Genomic DNA, 17,489 nt, shown 5'->3' with positions numbered 1-17,489 from the left:
GCAAGATCAATCAGGCATTCATGCCGAAAAGCAGGGCGGCCAGAAAGATGCCGATGTGAACCGGGTGAAAGGCGCTGATATAGACTTGCGTCGGTATGGCGACGGCAATCGTCCGGGCAGCGATATGAGAGGGGCGTTTTCCAAACATGCATTGAGGTTAACAAAGTGTTAACGGCGTGTCACGCCAACATATGCCGTTAGGTGTGTGGAAAATGAAAAAGCCCGCCACGGGAGAACCGTGACGGGCGAAAGAGGGGCGGTAATCGTATTTACTTTTCGAGTTCGAAGGTTGCCGACACGTTGACGCTGAGCTGCAACTCACCGGCGGAAACGGGCGTCGAGGCGTCTGCCGCCTTGGCGCGGAACATCATGGGTTGCGGCTGGTTGTAGACGGGGCCGCCTTCCTCGATCGAAATGATGCGTTTGACCTTCATGCCTGTCGCCGTCGCGTACAGATTGGCGCGCTTAAGCAGGGTGGCGACGGCGTTTTGGCGCGCCTGATCCAGCACAGCGTCGTCATTCTTCAGGCCGAAATTGATCGAATCGACTTGGTTGATCCCAGCCTTGATGACGGCATCGATGACGGTCCCGGTCTGGTTCAGGTCGTTTATACGAACCGTGATCTGGTTCTGCGCCTGGTAGCCGGTCAGCTTGGGCGCCTGGCCATCCGCGTAATTGTATTGCGGGTTGAGATTTAGATTCGACGTCTGGATATCCTTAGTGGCGATACCGGCGGCCTTAAGGGCGGCCATGACCTCGTTCATCTTGACGCTGTTTGCCTTCATGGCGCCGGACGCGGTGCCGGATTGTGTCACCACGGCGAAATGAATGGTGGCCATGTCCGGTGTTGCCGCGACTTCGCCGGCAGCGGACAGCGACAATGTACTGGGCGCAGGCATCATGAGAACAGGTGTAGATGTCGTCTGAGCGGCGGCCATCATTGGCGCAACGGCCAGGCCAGCGGTGAGAACGCCAAGGGCGAAGGACTTCAGCAGGCGGGAGTTGACGGCGGTCATGGATGGGTCTTTCTTTTTTAAATGTCATAGGCGCCGTATCTCTACGGTAAGGGCATAATTGCAGATGGCGCATGAATGTGGGCTGAACACGGCGGACAGTTGAAAAATACCCTTTAAATATGTGAAGCCGCATGGTAGGCACGCCGTCCTCCAAAGGTTTCTTCGCATTGTCGGGGAATATCCGGGGGCCTGTAGCTCAATGGTTAGAGCCGACCGCTCATAACGGTCTGGTTGGGGGTTCGAGTCCCTCCGGGCCTACCAATTTTTTGATAAGAAGCTGAATGTGTTCGGCTTTATTCCAGAATGTTCAACCCTTGTCATGAGGGTTGAACATTTCTGATCCTCAGTCGATATGTGGGACGTTGAGCATCGCCAAGTCATTGTGATGATTGGAGCGTAACCTCGCCATATCTACCTTCTGTCTCAAGACTCACTTCGTAGGTTCCGCTTTCGCACTTCAAAACATAGCGAAGACTATTATACGTCTTGCTGTATTTATGGTCGAAATAGGCGGGGTTTTTACAATCAAAGCCCGCTCGCTTCACCGCCTGCACGGCGTCCCACTTTGCATGCTCCATGAAATCGCTCGGATCGTCTGGAAAGCCGGATTTGATAACACAGGCTACGCCAACAGATGCGAGCACTGCCACCGCAGCGGCAAACAGCAAAAATTCAGGGCTATGGCCGAAGTAAAAATGCGGCGTAGACGCGCCGGTCCGCTGCGTAAGATTCATTTTGCCCCGTCCCCGTTGTTATGCTCCCAAGGTAACAATGCCCGAGGCCACATGCAACCTCAGATGACGTCTTTAAAAAATACGCTCATTTTATAGGCAGGCACGGTGACCTAGAGTCTCTTTGAACCGGCCATGGCAGGTGTCGATGTGATGTCAACGACCGTAATAACGATTAGTATTGTGAAGGGGATTACGTTTACCCGGATTGTTCACGTCTTCAATAATTTGGCATTGCGGCGAGCCGCCAAATTGTTGAGCCATCTTCGCGAAGGGCCTTCGACGACATAATAGCTCACCAGGCCAACGGCTATGGCGCCGACGAGCAATAGCAACCGCTTGGTGTTATATCCAACGCCAAGTGGCTCAAGGAACTTTAATAAACTGAAGGCAAAAGGCTGTTGCCATAAATAGATGGAATAGGACGTTAGGCCGAAATAGGTCAGCGGTTTGAACGACAGAAGGGATAACGCGAGTTTGTTGGCGCGCGGAAGGCTGGCCATCGCATAGGAAATGCACAATGTGCCCGCCGTGTACTTTATTTCGTCCGGCACAGCATCGAAATTGATGATAAGCGCTGCAACTATGGCAATGTACAGACTGGTTTGTCCTTCGAAGTAGGGCTTGAATCGCGCGTCTTGAGAACAAAGATACATCGCTGCGGCTGCCAAAATGGACGCGCCTCTTACGTCGGACCTCCAATAGACGGCATAGTACCCCAGTCCTAAGCTCGACTGGACAAGTCCGTTTATCATAAAGGTGAGAGCGGCGATGGCGATCAAATATACTGGATTAAAGCCGTACCGCCTGCACACAAAGGCCACCAAGCCCAAAAAAATGTACATGTGCTCTTCGATACATAGGGACCAGATATGGTCGATCGCCGGCATTTGACCGATAAACGGAATTGCATAGTTGTAGGTCAGGGTCAAAACCGACAGGTATCCAGGCAGGGTAACGCCCATGGACAAAGGTCCTGAAATCAAGAAGATGATCGTCGCAAAGGCAATAAGTGCGGGAAATATCCGGCTGATACGATGGAAATAAAACCTCTTCAGGCCGGCGCCTTTAACGAAGAGGATTTCAGCCATCAAGCGGCCACTGAGTGCGAAAAACAGTTCAACGCCAAACCGGCCGGCATTGAAGTGGCCTGAAAATACGAAGTGAGCGAACAGCACCGCCAGGATCGCCAAGCCGCGCCAGCCGTCAAAATACGGGATACGGTTCATCGCATTTCTACCTTTCCCGCTCACCCGACGTGCAGCATACCGCAACGCAGCATAACTTCAACCACCCCCTAAAGATTAATCCAACCAGGCCTGCCAACATGAATAACGGCCGATGCGCACATGCATAGGCCGTTATTTATGTCGGATGAAACTTGGTCACTTTCAGAAAAAGCGTGACACAATTTCCGATAACAGTGGAGACTTGGAGCGCCAATCGGCTTCAGTCGGAATCGAAATACTATCTAGTTCAGCTTGCGCTCGACCTTTTTGCCAGCGTCGTCCAGATTGCGCTGGACGTTCTGGGCGGGCGGCTGGTCGTCCAGCTTGTTGGCCGCCTTGTCGACGCCGTGGGGCAGGGCTTCTATAGCGTCGCCGACCCGCTGCCCGCCCGTGCGGTGATCTTGCATTAGATAGATGGCCGCGACGGCGACGATGGCGATAATGGCGACGGCCACTATGACGAGCACGCCATTATTGCCGGAAGACGGTTGGGTTGTGGTGGCCATGTCGATTCTCCATTGACGATGGCGCAAACCTATCCGGAAAGCGTGCAAAGGCGCAGTACACGCCTGAGCCGCTGAATGTAAGCGCAGGATCAAGCGGGAGCGGGAGCAGCTGTTTTGGCGCGCACGATGAGCAGGACGATGAACGCCGCAATCAGGCACAGGCTGCCGGCAATGAGGAAGGCAGGCACGTAGGCGCCGAATTCGGTACGGATATAGCCTGCGGTGAAGGCGATAGCCGCGGCCCCAAGTTGATGTCCGGCGAATATCCAGCCAAACACAACCCCTGCTTTTTCGCGACCAAACTTTTCCGCCGTCAATTTGAGGGTCGGCGGCACTGTGGCGATCCAGTCCAGGCCGTAGAAGACCGCGAAGAGGGACAGGCCACCGAAAGTGAATTCGGCGTGCGGCAGATACAGCAGACTCAATCCTCTCAAGCCATAATACCAGAATAGCAGCCAGCGCGAATCGATGCGGTCGGAAAGCCAGCCCGAGCCGATGGTGCCGAAAAAGTCGAACAAGCCCATCATGGCCAGAACACCGGCCGCCGTCACCGCCGCCATGCCATAGTCACCGCACAGGGAAACGAAATGGGTTTGGATTAAGCCGTTCGTCGAAGCGCCGCAAACAAAGAAGGTGCCGAAGAGAATCCAGAAGGTGCGCGTCCGCGCGGCTTCCATGAGCATGGTTATGGGCGACAACTGGGCGGGCGGCGGTGCGGGCAGGGCTTCGGTTTCGCCATAAGGCAGGAGCCCCAGATCCGTTGGACGGTCGCGCAACAGAAGAAGCACGGCGGCAAGGGCTATGCCCAGCAACGCGCAAATCAGGAGCAAGGCCACGCGCCAGCCCGCGCTTTCCGACAACTTTGCGACCACGGGCAGAAAGGCCAGTTGCCCGGTCGCCGAGCTGGCGGTGAGAAGTCCGATGACCAGACCGCGCCGGTGAGTGAACCAGCGGGTGGCCACGGTGGCGCCCAGGACAATGGCCGTCATGCCAGAGCCGATACCGACAAAGACGCCCCAGAACAGAACCAACTGCCACATTTCGCGCATGATCATCGACAGGCCCAGACCTGCCAGAATAAGCGTCAACGCACAGGCGACGACACGTTTCAGGCCGAATTTCAACATGAGCGCGGCGGCGAAGGGCGCAATGGCGCCAAACAGAATGAGGCGTAAGGCCAACGCACCTGAAATTTCCGCCGTACTCCAGCCGAATTCTTTTTCCAAAGGCGGCATGAGTACGCCCGGCGCGCCTAGTGCGCAGGCCGTCGTCAGCATGACCAGAAACGTGACGGCCGCCATTACCCACCCATAGTGGATATTGCGGCGCATGAGATGGGTGGCAAGACGGGTGGAAATCATGGCTACATCCTATCGCGACCCGATTTTATTCATGATGGCTATCATAATTGCATTTATGACAATCATCATGTATAGTCAAGTGCGTTTAGGAGAGGTAATAATGAAAACATCGAAAGCCACGGTCGAGGCCAATCGTGAGGAGATTTTGCGTATTGCGTCCGAAGGCTTCCGCAAGCATGGTTTCGATGGCGTAAGGGTTGCTGACATCATGCAGGCGGCCGGGTTGAGTCATGGCGCCTTCTACACCTATTTCACGTCCAAGGATGACCTGACGGCCCAGGCGTGTGATGCCTCGTTGAAGCGTCAGGCTGAGCGGCTAAAAGCGGCTACCGGCGATCGCCGGGCTGCACTTGCAGCCTATTTCGAGCGTTATCTATCCACAAAGATGCGAGACGTCCCGGAACATGCCTGCCTGTTCCCATCGTTAGCGGCCGATGTCGCGCGTCAGCCAAAGCCGGTGCGCACCGTTTTTAGCAATGGCGTCGGAGATTATCTGGAAGCTCTATCAGTCCTGACCGATGAGGGGGAGGGGCGCGCACAGGCGATCGTCACGCTGTCAACGCTTGTCGGTGCTATGGTCCTGGCCCGGGCGGTTGAAGATGAGGCGGTTTCGGACGAGATTATCGCGACCGTAAGGTCGGCGCTCCACAGCAAATATGGTGAGGAGCGCAATTAGTTGCGGATTTCGGATAGTCTTCCGCTTTCCGCCGGGCGAAAGGTTTGCCTGTTATCGTCTTATGTGACCAAGTAACCCTATGAGCGATGCCTTACTTGAAGACGCTAAAGACCTTGCGCTGGACGTTACGGCCATTGGTCTGATTGCGGTCGTTCCAAAGATTTTGGAGATCGTTTGCCAGATCACGGGTATGGGGTTTGCCGCCGTCGCCCGTGTCACACCCGATCGCTGGATTGCGTGCGATGTTCGCGATACTATTGGGTTTGGCCTTACCGCCGGCGGGGAACTGAAGGTCGAAACCACCATCTGCCATGACATCTGCCGTAACCGTCAGACGGTTGTGTTCGACGATGCCTCCAAGGATCCGGTATATGCCGGTCACCATACGCCGCTGATGTATGGGCTGAAAAGCTATATTTCGGTGCCGATCATACGCGAAGACGGTACGGTTTTTGGAACCTTGTGTGCGATTGATCCAAATCCAGCCAAAATCAACCGGCCGGAAATCATCGGCATGTTTCAGCTTTACGCCGAATTGATCGCCCAGCATCTCGATGGTCAGGAACGTTTGCGCCAGTCTGAGACGCGATTGGTTGAGGCACAACACGCCGCAGAACTGCGTGAACAATTCATCGCCGTGTTGGGCCACGACCTGCGCAACCCGTTGGGTGCCATTGCCTCAGGCATTACGCTGCTTGAGAAGACGCCCCTGAACGAGCGCGGCGCAACCTTGGTCGCTATGATGCACAAATCCGCTGGCCGGATGATTGAGTTGATTGAAAACGTCCTAGACTTCGCGCGCGGCCGTCTCGGCGGAGGGGTGACGCTCGACGTTCGTCGCGAAGCGAATCTGGAACATGTTCTCACTCAGGTCATAAGCGAACTACGCGTGCGGTGGCCGGAGCGGGCGATTGCTGTCGATTACGACCTGGCTGTGCCGGTAGATTGTGACCCCAGTCGGATTGCCCAGTTGTTTTCAAATCTGTTGGGTAATGCTCTGACCTATGGCGACCCGAACCAGCCTGTGCAGGTTACGGCGCTAAGCAGCGAAAGCCGTTTTGAATTGTCGGTCGCGAACGGCGGCGTCCCGATTCCCGCTGCCGCCATGGCGCGCCTGTTCCACCCGTTTGTGCGCGGGAAGGATTCTCCGGCACAGCAGGGACTGGGGCTCGGCCTGTATATCGCTTCCGAAATCGCCAAGGCGCATGGTGGGGAACTGACCGCTAGATCGGATGCGCGCGAAACACGCTTTCTTCTGCGTATACTCAAACCACACTAAGGCTTGCGCACATAGGTTTCGGCGCAATGCAGCCGCTGTCATCGGTGTCGCGGTCAGGCCATCCTAATGTAATTTGCTGCCATTATTGCTACGGCATCAAAACCCAATAAGATAGATTGTTTCAATGCTGCAATGCATGAGGCGATAATGAAGCAATTCAGTCATTTTTGTAACAATAAATGGCAGATTTGTATTCGATTTATTTACACTAAATAAGTAATGGAGGCCGTAGAGTCTGCCCAACACGTGTTGGTGCAGCTCATGAATAGCTTCGATTCATCCTTTATCCTGTCTCTGTTTGGTTCGGGTGGAAGCTCGTCCAGCGACATGTCGTCGCTACTCACCAGCTATTATGACGCCAAGGACGGTATAACGCCCTCGGATGGCACGTCGACAAACGGCACGACAAACGCTGGCACCACGGATACATCAACCAAGACCACTTCGCCCACCGGCTCTTCCGACGCGCCCGCTGCGCCCTGGTCGGGCGCCAGCACTGCGCCGCAGGAAAGCGACCTGGTGAGCGCGGTCATGCAGGGGCAGAACTTTATCAATCCGAACCAGGCGACGTCGGACGTGATTGGATCATCGCCCGACTATACCAAGCTCTTTACCCTCTACCAGGGTCTGAATGCACTTGAAGGCATAGCCACCGCCGCATCTGCCAAGACTGTCTCGCCCAATCAACTGGCATCGTATCAGAGCCGCTTCACGGCAGGCGTGAGCGAGGTTGAAACCTACCTGTCGGGGACGAAATATGATCACGTCAACCTGACTGAAGGCACGCTCACTCAGGATCTTCAAAACAGCGTCGGCGCCGCTCGCACAAACAGCACCTATGTGGCGCAGAACATCCATCAAGGTTCGACCTCGGATGCCGTCAAGGCTTTCGAAGGCACTGTCCAGTTTTCGGTCAGCGTGAAGAGAACCGGCACAGCCACGCCGATTGCCGTCAATTTCGATCTGTCCGAAATGGGCGACCAAACGCGTAGTATGTCGAATGTCACGGCCTATCTGAACGGCAAGCTGAAGGCCGCCGGACTTGATACGCGTTTTGCCATCCATACGACCCCGGCCGTCCCGGAAACTGAGACCGTCGCCGGCAATACGGTGACGATTTCCCCTGGGCAGGCGTCTTACGGGCTGCAAATAAACGGCGCTTCTTTCGAGACCCTGACGTTCAGCGCGCAAGATACCGCTGATTCCGTCTATGTCGCGCAATCGACCGGCGATCCGACCAAGACGCCAACCGCGACCAGCACAAGCAGTACATCGTCCACGACGTCCTCGACCACATCCGCCGCGACGACAGACGTTACCTCGCAATTGCTGAAATTCCAGACCGATATTTCTAACACGAGTGGAACTCCAGCAGACCCCGTCTCAAAGATCGGCGACACCTATTACGTCGCCGGCGAGTCGGAGCAGACCAATCTGCCGAGCAGCGTTGCTAATGTGACGCTCGGCGATACAAAGTCCACTAATGCCATAACCCAGAACGCCCTGGCGACGGCGGCCGGTCCCGATGGTTCGGTCTATGTCCTAGCCAATGTGGACGCCACCACCTCCGGCCAGGCCATCAAGGGCACGCAGGATGTGGCCCTGATGAAGTACGATTCTGCCGGTAAGATAGTCTATACCCGGACACTCGGCGCTTCGGACACCGCTTCGGGCTATGCCTTGAGCGTCTCAGCTGACGGCAAGGTTGCCATAGCCGGTTCTGTGACCGGGGCGCTCAATGTCGACAATCCGACCACCAAGACCAATGCGATAGGCTTGCCGGTCAGCACAGGTGTTGCTGCCAGCACCGCGCCCCTGAGTGGTCAAAGTCCGACAACGACCGACAGCTTCGTCACCGTCTTTGATGCTAGCGGCAACGAACAGTGGACTCAGCGCCGCGGCGCAACGGCGGCGGATCAAGCGACGTCGGTCGCCTTTGGCGCCGACGATTCGGTCTATGTCGGCGGCAAGACCATGTCGACCGTGCCGGGCGCCTCAGGGTCTTATGGCGGTTGGGATGGCTATGTCATGGGGTTCTCGGCCCAGGGCAAGAGTCTGTTCACTCAACAAACCGGCACGCTGCAAACCGATCAGACGGCGCAACTGGCCGTCAGCGGGACGACACTCTATGTCGCCAGTCTGCAAAAAAATGACGCCGTACTGACCTCCTATGACATCTCATCCGGTAAAGCCGTGCAGATCGATACGCGCGATCTCGGGGGGATAGGCGGCGGCAATATCAGCGGCATTTCGGTCTATAACGGCAAGGTTTATCTGGGAGGCAGCAGCGGGTCGCCCGATCTACTGAAAACAGGTACGATCACCAGCACCTATTCCGGCGGTTTCGATGCGTTCGCCCTGTCGGTTGACGCCAATCTCAGCAATACAGACCAGGACAAAGTGGCCTTTTATGGCGGAGCCGGGACCGAGAAAAATGCCCAGGTTCAGTTCATGGACGGTAAGGCATGGATTTCCGGTCAGACGAACGGCGCCATCGCTGGCACAACAAAGATCGGCAGCGAAGACGCCTACCTGGCGCGGCTGAATGTCGACACGGGACAGGTTGAGTACCAGACACGCTACAGCGGTACCGACGGCGAAGTTGCGCCCAACGCCATCGCTGTGTCGCAAAATTCCTCGAGCGCGCTCGACAAGCTGGGTTTGCCTATCGGGACCGTGCAGCAGACCGACTCGAACACCATCGTTTCCAATAGCAGCACCCGAGCCGGCGATCTGTTCTACATGGTGGACCCGAACAGCGGCGCCAAGCAGACCATTACGATCAGCGCCGATGACACCATGGCGTCTCTGGCGACCAAGATCGAACGCGCTTCGGGCTATCAGTTGACGGTTACGGTTCAGAAGGTCCTGGGCAAGCAGCAGGATCAACTCGACATCAAGCCCGCCGATGGCTCCAGCTCTATGGAATTCGTTAGTGGCCCGGCTGGGAAGGATGCCCTGAAGGGGCTTGGCCTGTCGGCGGGCCTCGTCAGCAATGCGGCCGGCCAGACCATGGACGCCACATCGTCTAATTACCTGACGTCGCAAAAGGAAATGGGCTTGAGCTTCGACAGCTCGCTCAATCTCAATTCGACGCAGAATATCGCCAATGCGATAAAGTCGCTTCAGGCGACCATGACCAATGTGCAAAAGGTCTATTCGTATCTGAAATATGGTGATCCGCAGCCGTCAAAAACCACGACACCGGGTAGCGGAACGGGCGTAGCCCCGGCTTATCTGACCTCACAGATCGCCAACTACCAAGCCGGACTGCAACGCCTGCTCGGCGGCGGCTAGGACGCCGGACCGGAGGGATTAGAGCGTGCGGTGCCGGCGCATCCACGCCGCCGCATAGCCACATATTGGCACGACGGACAGATGACGCTCGGCTGCGGCCTGCATCACCCCTTCCATAAGCCGTCCGGCGGCGCCCGTACCGCGCAGGGCAGGGGGCGCTTCGACATAGTCGATATATAGAGTGTCGCCTGTTATCCGGTAATCGGCATGGGCGACATGGCCATCGACAGTCAATTCGAACTGGCTTTCGGCAGCATTATCCGTGACACCGGTCATGACATTTTCTCCTTGTAGGTCGCATTCAGACCGTTATCTAGATAAGAAGCCTGGAATAAAGGGGCAATAGCACGCGGCGAGGTCTGATGCTTCAGCACGCCACCTGCGGACATTTTTGGCCACAGGGGTGCCAAAATCGTCCTGTACCCTCTATAGTTCGCGTCCGATTCTGCGGGACACCCGTGCCGGAATCAGAATTATGTTGGTTTTTTCCGGTGTGAGGACGCCGGGTTTGGGGAAGTTCACCATGTCAGACTTTGACCGGGAAGATCGCGGCACCTATTCGCCACCGACCGAAGACAATCTGAGTTACGAACCGCGCCGGACGCCGTCTTCGCGTGACCAGGCGCCGGTAACCCTGATCGTCAGCGGTATCTGTCTGGTGGTTCTTCTGCTTGTCGTGGTGATCCTGTACAATTCGGGCCTGAACAAGCATGGCAAGATTGCGCCAGAAGTCGGTGATTCGATTGGAGATATCAAGGAAGGCCAGGTACAGGACGCCAAGCCGCTGAGCGATCAGGATATGAACGACACCAGCGTCGCCACCTTTACGCCGGGTTCGGAAGTGCCGGGTCAACGTCCGGCACCAACGGTTGATGTTGCGCCGGCGCCCGCCGCACCTATTACCGGTCCTCTGCCGTCCCAAGCCAGCAATAGCGCCCTGTCTTCGGCCAGCGTGGCCCCGGCACCGGCGGCGACCTCTGCGTCATCCGCGTCGTCGGCCGCGCCCGTCGCTGCCGCTACGTCGTCGTCGACTCCTCCGCTCAAGCTGACTAGCGCGGCTGCCACCGGCGCAGCGTCGGTTCAGATCGGCGCTTTCACCTCGACCGATATTGCTAACAGTGAATATGCCAAGGTCGCTTCGTCCTATGGGCTTTTCGTCGGCGGTGCCGGTAAGAAGATCGAAAAGGTCACGACGCCTAACGGCACCTTTTATCGCACGGCATTCACGGGGCTAACGTCTGAAAAGGCCAAGTCTTTCTGTTCGGCGCTCAAGGCAGCCGGGCATGACTGCATCGTAAAATAATGGCCAAGGGAATCGGCGCCTGTATTTTCGGTCTGGGCGGAACGGAGCTGACGGCGGAAGAAACCCGGTTCTTCACCGAGGCCCAGCCGCTTGGCTTCATACTGTTTCGCCGTAATATTGAGACGCCGGATCAGGTCAAGGCGCTGGTGGCTTCGCTGAAAGCCCTGGTGGGGCATGACGCGCTTGTTCTGATCGACCAGGAAGGCGGCCGCGTCCGCCGGTTGCGGCCGCCGCATTGGCCGGACTATCCGCCGGCGTCCCGTTTCGGCGAAGTCAGTAATGATCCATTGGAGCAGCGGGAAATAATCCGGCTTGGCGCACGCCTCATGGCGCACGACCTGCGCGCCTTGGGGATCAATGTTGACTGCGCACCGGTACTCGATGTCCCGCAAGCCGGCGCGCACGATGTTGTCGGTGACCGCGCCTACGCGCCTACGGCTCAGGATGTTGCCGTCATGGGCCGGGCTTGCGCCGAAGGTCTACTGGCGGGCGGGGTTCTGCCGGTCATCAAGCATATTCCGGGGCATGGACGGGCAGGGGCCGATTCGCACAACGACCTGCCACGTGTCGATGGCTCTCTTGACGACCTTATGGCTGTCGATTTCTACCCGTTCCAGGTCAATGCTGACATGCCGATCGCTATGACCGCCCATGTGCTTTATACCGCCATAGACCGGCGTGATCCGGGAACAACCTCACGGAAGTGCCTCAAGCTGGTGCGCGACGTCATCGGCTTCGATGGTCTTTTGGTCACCGACGATCTGTCGATGAACGCCTTATCAGGTTCGCTGAACAAGCGGGCAAAGGCATCCTTGCGGGCGGGGTGTGACGTGCTGCTGCATTGTAACGGCGAAATGGACGAGATGAGGCAGGTCCTGAATGAAACGCCGAAGCTGAAAGGTGAGGCCCTTCGGCGGGCAAAGGCCGCCTTGACCCGTATACTGAAGACGCCCGAACCGCTCGATGTTGTCGAAGCGAGGACGCGCTTTGATGCCGTTCTTGCCCGTGGTAACATTGCAGAGTTGCATCGTGATCCGACGGAAGGTCAGGCGGCGGTTAGGCCGGTGACGGCGCAGGGTTCGAGATGAGCACGCGGGACACCGCCCCCAGGGGGTTCGAAAACGATGTGCTGCAAAGGCGTCTCGATTTCGACGGTCCTGGTCCCGAGGTCGCCGAGGAGATTGCCAGCGATGAGGCGCTGATCCTTGATCTTGATGGCTATGAAGGACCGCTGCATGTGCTTTTGGCCTTGGCACGCCAGCAAAAAGTCGACCTTCTAAAGATTTCTATTACGCGTCTGGCGGAACAATATCTGACCTTTATACAGGAAGCGCGCCGTCTGCGGTTTGCCCTGGCTGCCGACTATCTGGTGATGGCGTCGTGGCTTGCCTATCTCAAATCGCGCCTGCTATTGCCGAAAACCGAACGCAAGGCGAGCAACGAACCGGCGCCGGAAGAGTTGGCCCTGTCTCTGGCCTACCGCCTGAAAAAGCTGGAGGCTATGCGCAAGGCGGTGGAGGCGCTGACCTCGCGCCCGCAACTGCGGCGTGACGTGTTTGCGCGCGGTGACCCGGAAGCCCGCCTGATCATCCCGTCCTCGCGCATCGAGGCTAATGTGTTTGACCTGATGAGCGCCTATGTCACGCAGCGCCGGCGCGAACTGGAACGCCATTACGATCCGACGCGCCGTATCGAAGCCTATTCGCTGGAAGACGCGCGCGACAATCTGCGGGCGCAGTTGCCGAAGCTCAATAACTGGACGGCTCTGGATGAGGTGGCCCCGCAGCCCCGCAGCGCCGGTGGTCCGCGTCGCGTCTCCTATGTCGCCTCGACCTTGTCGGCCTCGCTCGAACTGGCCAAGGAAGGGCATCTGCAACTCCAGCAACTGGCCACGTTTGAAACCCTTTACATGCGCAAGCGTCAGGCCCTGATCAACAAGAGCGACGGAGCGTCCAATGACGCCTGACACCCTGGAACGGGCGATCGAAGCCCTGCTATTCGCCGCCGACGGTCCGTTGTCTGCATCGGAAATCGCGTACCGCCTGCCCGAAGGCGCCGAGGTGGGCAAGGCGCTGGCCGCTTTGCGGGCCCGCTATTCCGGTCGGGGTGTGTCGTTGGAAATCATCAACGATCGCTGGCAGTTTCGGACGGCGCCGGACCTGGCCTATCTGATGGTCGAGGAACGTGAGGAGCCGCGCCGCCTGTCCAAGGCCGCGCTGGAGACCCTGGCCATTATTGCTTACCATCAGCCGGTGACACGCGCGGAAATCGAAGCTGTTCGCGGTGTCGGGTTGTCGCGCGGCACGCTCGACGTGTTGCATGAAATGAATCTTATCAAGTTGCGGGGGCGTCGCCGGTCGCCCGGGCGGCCTGTGACATATGGCACCACGGACTACTTCCTGGAGCAGTTTTCGCTGCCGTCGCTGGCCGACCTGCCGGGGGCCGCGGAGATGCGCGCCGCAGGGCTGCTGGATATAAACGTGCCGGCCGACTTCATGGTGCCCGATCCGTCCAATGGTCAGACGACGGAGGACCCGCTCCTTCTGGAAGAAATGGAAGAGACCGAGTTCGCACAGGATTTTTTCGAGAAAGACTGAATGACCGGGATGTGTCCGGATCTCGTGGAAAAAAGACTTTCGCGATGGGACGCTCTGCGACTATAAGGACGTAAATCTGTCCGTATGGACTGACATTTGGGACCTGCGCCACCATCTTTAAGGCGGGGGCAGCAGGTTTAAGGAGATTAAAATGGGTAGCTTTAGCATCTGGCACTGGCTGATTATCGGTCTCGTGGTCCTGGTTTTGTTCGGTGGCGGCAAGCTGTCGGGACTCATGGGCGACGCCGCCAAGGGTATCAAGGCGTTCAAGAACGGCCTGAAGGACGACGAAGACGACGTGAAGACCAAAAAGGCCGAAGACGAGCCCAAGGCTTGAGTTTCCTAACGGCTTAGGGCATCACGCGTGATGCAGGCCTCAGAATTCTAAGAGAAAGTCTTTCACATGGTGCCCGGTATCGGGGGCGGTGAGCTCATTCTTATTGCTGTCGTGGCGTTGGTCGTGGTGGGTCCTAAGGACCTGCCTAAGCTTTTGCGCCAGCTTGGCCGGTTTGTCGGCAAGATGCGCCGGATGGCCGACGATTTCCGGACGTCCTTCGACGACATGGCGCGACAGAGCGAACTGGATGACCTACGCAAGGAAGTAGATGCGCTTAGGTCCGGGCGAATATCCGGTCTGGACGACATGACGCATCAGATGAAGGCGATCGAAAACGACATCAATAATAGCATCAAGCCGGACACCCACTATTACTCTGGGCAGACCGACATTGCATCACCCGATGCCGCCGATTTCGGGACGCATGTCGAAGCGTCTGACCCGCAGATGGCGGGACTTCCGCCGCAGGGTAAGCCGGTCGATGAAGCGCCGACAAAGCCGAAGCGTGTTCGTAAGCCCAAGGCGATGGCCGAGGTTGCTCCGGAACTGCACGTCGCTCCGAAAGTGGTCGCCGAAACTGCGGTCGCCGCGCCCAAGCCCAAACCTGCGCGCAAGGCGAAGGCCGCTATAGCCGCCGATTCGACACTCGACACGCCCCAGAATACGTCCCTGGAAAAAAAGACCGCATCGCGCAGCACCGGTAAGGTGGGCGCCAAGGCAAGCGGCAGCAAGAGAAGCGGTACATGACCGACGATATCAAATTGCCGGTCCCCAAGGCGGCCGAGACGTCCATTATAGAGGACAAGGCGAAGCGCGGCTATGTGACCGCCGATCCGGACGAACTGGACATTGAGGCGTCACGTGCGCCTCTGATGGATCATCTGATCGAGTTGCGGTCGCGCATTATCATCATGGTTGTGGCGTTTCTGGTCTGCGTCATCGGCTGCTACTGCTTCCATAATCATATTCTGTCCGCCCTGACACGCCCGCTGGCTGTCGCGTCGTCGCTCTACACTGAACAGCAGGCGCATGGCCACGCGGGCCCGTTCGATTTGATTCTGGTTCTGATGGGGTTGAAGACGATTGCCAACGTCAAGGATATCCCGCTGATCGCCACGGCGCCGCTCGAAGTGTTCTTCACCAATCTCCGCCTGGCTATGTTCGGTGGCGTGATCGTCAGCTTTCCGGTTCTGGCCTTCCAGGTTTACCGTTTTGTGGCGCCGGGCCTGTATAAGCGCGAGCGCATGGCGTTTCTGCCGTTCCTGCTGGCGGCGCCGATTCTCTTCCTGGCCGGCATGGCTATGGTCTATTTCCTTATGCTGCCGATGGTGTTGTGGTTTTCGCTGAACCAGCAGGTGGTTGCCTCCGGTGGCGTGGTCGTCCAGTTCATGCCGAAGGTGTCGGAATATCTGCAACTGATCGAAACCCTGATGATCGCTTTCGGTCTGTGTTTCCAGTTGCCAGTCGTTTTGACCCTGCTCGGCCTGACGGGGCTTGTGACGTCCAAGATGCTGGGCTCGTTCCGTCGTTACGCTATCCTGGCCATCGTCGTGGTCGCCGCGATCGTGACCCCGCCGGACCCGATTTCGCAATGCATGCTGGCTATTCCCATCGTTCTGCTCTACGAAATTTCGATCCTGTGCGTGAAGGTTATCGAATTCAATCGTAAGGGCAAGGCGGCAGCATAAGGCATCTGCTACCGGCAAGGCGACGGGCTGTGACGGTGTAATCCGGACCGTCGCGCCGCCAAGGCCCCTTGACCCTCACTGCCACAATGGCTTATCCCCATCGGCGATATGTCGCCCGGCAGTGGGTGATATGAACGGCATATAGATCAAGGCTAAGACCATGCACGATATCAAAGCTCTACGTGAAAACCCTCAGAACTTTGTTCAGGGCTGGTCGCGCCGTGGCCGCGAAACGGCGCAATCGGATGTCGACGGGCTTCTGGCTTTGGATGCCGACCTGCGTGCTGCCCAGACGGCGTTTCAGGCCGCGCAGAGCCGTCGTAACGAGGTCTCTAAGCAGATCGGTCAGGCCAAGGCCCAAAAGGACGAGGCCAGGGCCCAAGGTTTGATGGCTGAAGTCGAGAGCCTGAAGGCCACGATTGAAGCCGAAGAAACAAAGCAGCGTGAGTTCGGCGAAGCTTTGAAAAGCAAGCTGGCCGAATTGCCCAATGTGCCGTTCGAGGATGTGCCGGATGGGGCGGATGAGGCGGGTAATGTTGAAGTGCGCAAACATGGCGCGCCCAATATTCTCTCCTTCACCGCTAAAGATCACGCCGATCTCGGTGAGGCGCTCGGCCTTATGGATTTTGAAGCCGCCGCCCGGATGTCCGGTGCGCGCTTTGTCGTGCTGAAAGGGCAGTTGGCCCGTCTGGAGCGCGCCATCGGCCAGTTCATGCTGGATGTTCAGACGCTTGAGCATGGCTACACCGAGGTCAATCCGCCGGTTTTGGTCCGCGCGGAAACCCTGTTTGGTACCGGCCAGTTGCCGAAATTCGAGGAAGACCTGTTTAAGACGACGGACGACCGTTACCTGATCCCGACCGCCGAAGTGACCTTGACCAATCTGGTTCGGGACGCCATCACCGCGGAGGAAGAGTTGCCGTTGCGGCTCACCGCCCTGACCAACTGTTTCCGTGCCGAAGCCGGGTCCGCGGGCCGCGACACCAAGGGAATGATCCGCCAGCACCAGTTCCAGAAGGTTGAACTCGTCTCGATCACGACGCCTGAGCAGTCGGGTGAAGAGCATGATCGCATGACCGCCTGTGCCGAGGCTGTCCTCAAAAAGCTCGATCTATCCTTCCGCACCATGTTGCTGTGTACCGGCGATATGGGCTTCGGGGCGCGCAAGACCTACGATCTCGAAGTGTGGCTGCCGTCACAGAACACCTATCGCGAAATCTCGTCCTGTTCGAACTGCGGCGACTTCCAGGCGCGTCGCATGGATGCTCGTACGCGCAAGGCTGGCGAAAAAGGCACTCGTTTCGTTCATACGCTCAACGGCTCGGGCCTCGCCGTCGGACGGACCCTTGTGGCGATCATGGAAAATTACCAGGACGAAGCCGGTCGCATCGCTATTCCGTCGGTACTCCAACCCTATATGGGCGGGCTGACGCATATCGGCTAAAATGGCCTGAAAAGGGGGCGCTGCC

The 17,489-nt window shown here is 57.6% G+C and carries 17 protein-coding genes, 1 tRNA gene and 1 pseudogene; 12 read left to right on the top strand and 7 right to left on the bottom strand.

Annotation, left to right across the window (positions count from 1 at the left end; all coding sequences use genetic code 11):
- Positions 1-10: 10 nt before the first annotated feature.
- Positions 11-148, bottom strand: coding sequence for a hypothetical protein (locus tag RCJ00_RS02350; protein WP_316220007.1), 138 nt, complete (start codon positions 146-148; stop codon positions 11-13).
- 121 nt (positions 149-269) lie between these two features.
- Positions 270-1,016: an SIMPL domain-containing protein gene (locus tag RCJ00_RS02345; protein ID WP_316220006.1), complete on the bottom strand. Its 747-nt coding sequence runs from the start codon at positions 1,014-1,016 to the stop codon at positions 270-272.
- A 185-nt stretch (positions 1,017-1,201) separates the two neighbouring features.
- On the opposite strand from RCJ00_RS02345, the gene RCJ00_RS02340 reads away from it, so the two are divergent.
- Positions 1,202-1,277, top strand: a tRNA-Ile gene (locus RCJ00_RS02340).
- A gap of 116 nt (positions 1,278-1,393) precedes the next feature.
- Here RCJ00_RS02340 and RCJ00_RS02335 read toward each other — a convergent pair.
- From RCJ00_RS02335 to RCJ00_RS02320, 4 genes are all read right to left on the bottom strand, one after another.
- The gene (locus tag RCJ00_RS02335; RefSeq protein ID WP_316220005.1) at positions 1,394-1,750 is read right to left on the bottom strand and encodes a hypothetical protein; all 357 of its coding nucleotides are present in this window, start codon (positions 1,748-1,750) and stop codon (positions 1,394-1,396) included.
- 209 nt (positions 1,751-1,959) lie between these two features.
- Positions 1,960-2,976 (bottom strand): acyltransferase family protein, encoded by a 1,017-nt coding sequence (locus tag RCJ00_RS02330; protein WP_316220004.1) that lies wholly within the window; start codon positions 2,974-2,976, stop codon positions 1,960-1,962.
- A gap of 242 nt (positions 2,977-3,218) precedes the next feature.
- Positions 3,219-3,482 (bottom strand): hypothetical protein, encoded by a 264-nt coding sequence (locus RCJ00_RS02325; protein ID WP_316220003.1) that lies wholly within the window; start codon positions 3,480-3,482, stop codon positions 3,219-3,221.
- 89 nt (positions 3,483-3,571) lie between these two features.
- Entirely contained in the window at positions 3,572-4,843 is a 1,272-nt protein-coding gene (locus RCJ00_RS02320; protein WP_316220002.1) for an MFS transporter, read from the bottom strand.
- A gap of 100 nt (positions 4,844-4,943) precedes the next feature.
- Between RCJ00_RS02320 and RCJ00_RS02315 the strand changes: the two genes are divergently transcribed.
- The 3 genes from RCJ00_RS02315 to RCJ00_RS02305 all read left to right on the top strand — a co-directional run bounded on the left by RCJ00_RS02315 (position 4,944) and on the right by RCJ00_RS02305 (position 10,095).
- Positions 4,944-5,519: a TetR/AcrR family transcriptional regulator gene (locus RCJ00_RS02315; RefSeq protein WP_316220001.1), complete on the top strand. Its 576-nt coding sequence runs from the start codon at positions 4,944-4,946 to the stop codon at positions 5,517-5,519.
- 79 nt (positions 5,520-5,598) lie between these two features.
- Positions 5,599-6,798: a GAF domain-containing sensor histidine kinase gene (locus RCJ00_RS02310; protein ID WP_316220000.1), complete on the top strand. Its 1,200-nt coding sequence runs from the start codon at positions 5,599-5,601 to the stop codon at positions 6,796-6,798.
- Positions 6,799-7,059: 261 nt separating this feature from the next.
- Entirely contained in the window at positions 7,060-10,095 is a 3,036-nt protein-coding gene (locus RCJ00_RS02305) for a transcriptional regulator (RefSeq protein ID WP_316219999.1), read from the top strand.
- Between the two features lie 18 nt (positions 10,096-10,113).
- Here RCJ00_RS02305 and RCJ00_RS02300 read toward each other — a convergent pair whose 3' ends face one another.
- On the bottom strand, positions 10,114-10,371 hold the full coding sequence (locus RCJ00_RS02300; protein ID WP_316219998.1) for a GNAT family N-acetyltransferase: 258 nt from the start codon (positions 10,369-10,371) through the stop codon (positions 10,114-10,116).
- A 247-nt stretch (positions 10,372-10,618) separates the two neighbouring features.
- On the opposite strand from RCJ00_RS02300, the gene RCJ00_RS02295 reads away from it, so the two are divergent.
- The 8 genes and pseudogenes from RCJ00_RS02295 (at position 10,619) to serS (ending at position 17,464) form a co-directional block, all read left to right on the top strand.
- A complete protein-coding gene (locus RCJ00_RS02295) occupies positions 10,619-11,398 on the top strand; it encodes an SPOR domain-containing protein (protein ID WP_316219997.1) in 780 nt (259 codons plus the stop codon).
- Entirely contained in the window at positions 11,398-12,486 is a 1,089-nt protein-coding gene (gene nagZ, locus RCJ00_RS02290) for a beta-N-acetylhexosaminidase (RefSeq protein ID WP_316219996.1), read from the top strand. The genes RCJ00_RS02295 and nagZ overlap by 1 nt, the downstream gene beginning before the upstream one ends.
- On the top strand, positions 12,483-13,364 hold the full coding sequence (locus RCJ00_RS02285) for a segregation and condensation protein A (RefSeq protein ID WP_316219995.1): 882 nt from the start codon (positions 12,483-12,485) through the stop codon (positions 13,362-13,364). The genes nagZ and RCJ00_RS02285 overlap by 4 nt, the downstream gene beginning before the upstream one ends.
- Complete coding sequence (gene scpB / locus RCJ00_RS02280; RefSeq protein WP_316219994.1) at positions 13,354-13,995, top strand: SMC-Scp complex subunit ScpB; 642 nt, start codon at positions 13,354-13,356, stop codon at positions 13,993-13,995. Before RCJ00_RS02285 ends, scpB begins: the two co-directional genes overlap by 11 nt.
- Before the next feature lie 151 nt (positions 13,996-14,146).
- On the top strand, positions 14,147-14,332 hold the full coding sequence (locus RCJ00_RS02275) for a twin-arginine translocase TatA/TatE family subunit (RefSeq protein WP_316219993.1): 186 nt from the start codon (positions 14,147-14,149) through the stop codon (positions 14,330-14,332).
- Between the two features lie 66 nt (positions 14,333-14,398).
- Positions 14,399-14,621 (top strand): annotated as a pseudogene (gene tatB, locus RCJ00_RS20635) (Sec-independent protein translocase protein TatB); the annotation flags it as partial.
- Positions 14,622-15,075: 454 nt separating this feature from the next.
- Positions 15,076-16,020, top strand: coding sequence for a twin-arginine translocase subunit TatC (gene tatC, locus RCJ00_RS02265; protein WP_411267517.1), 945 nt, complete (start codon positions 15,076-15,078; stop codon positions 16,018-16,020).
- 160 nt (positions 16,021-16,180) lie between these two features.
- Positions 16,181-17,464, top strand: coding sequence for a serine--tRNA ligase (gene serS, locus RCJ00_RS02260; RefSeq protein WP_316219991.1), 1,284 nt, complete (start codon positions 16,181-16,183; stop codon positions 17,462-17,464).
- Positions 17,465-17,489: the final 25 nt, after the last annotated feature.

Source organism: Asticcacaulis aquihabitans, from assembly GCF_032490435.1.
Lineage (GTDB): Bacteria > Pseudomonadota > Alphaproteobacteria > Caulobacterales > Caulobacteraceae > Asticcacaulis.
The sequence above is the reverse complement of the archived record's forward strand: the minus strand, read 5'-3'. Positions and strand labels throughout refer to the sequence as shown.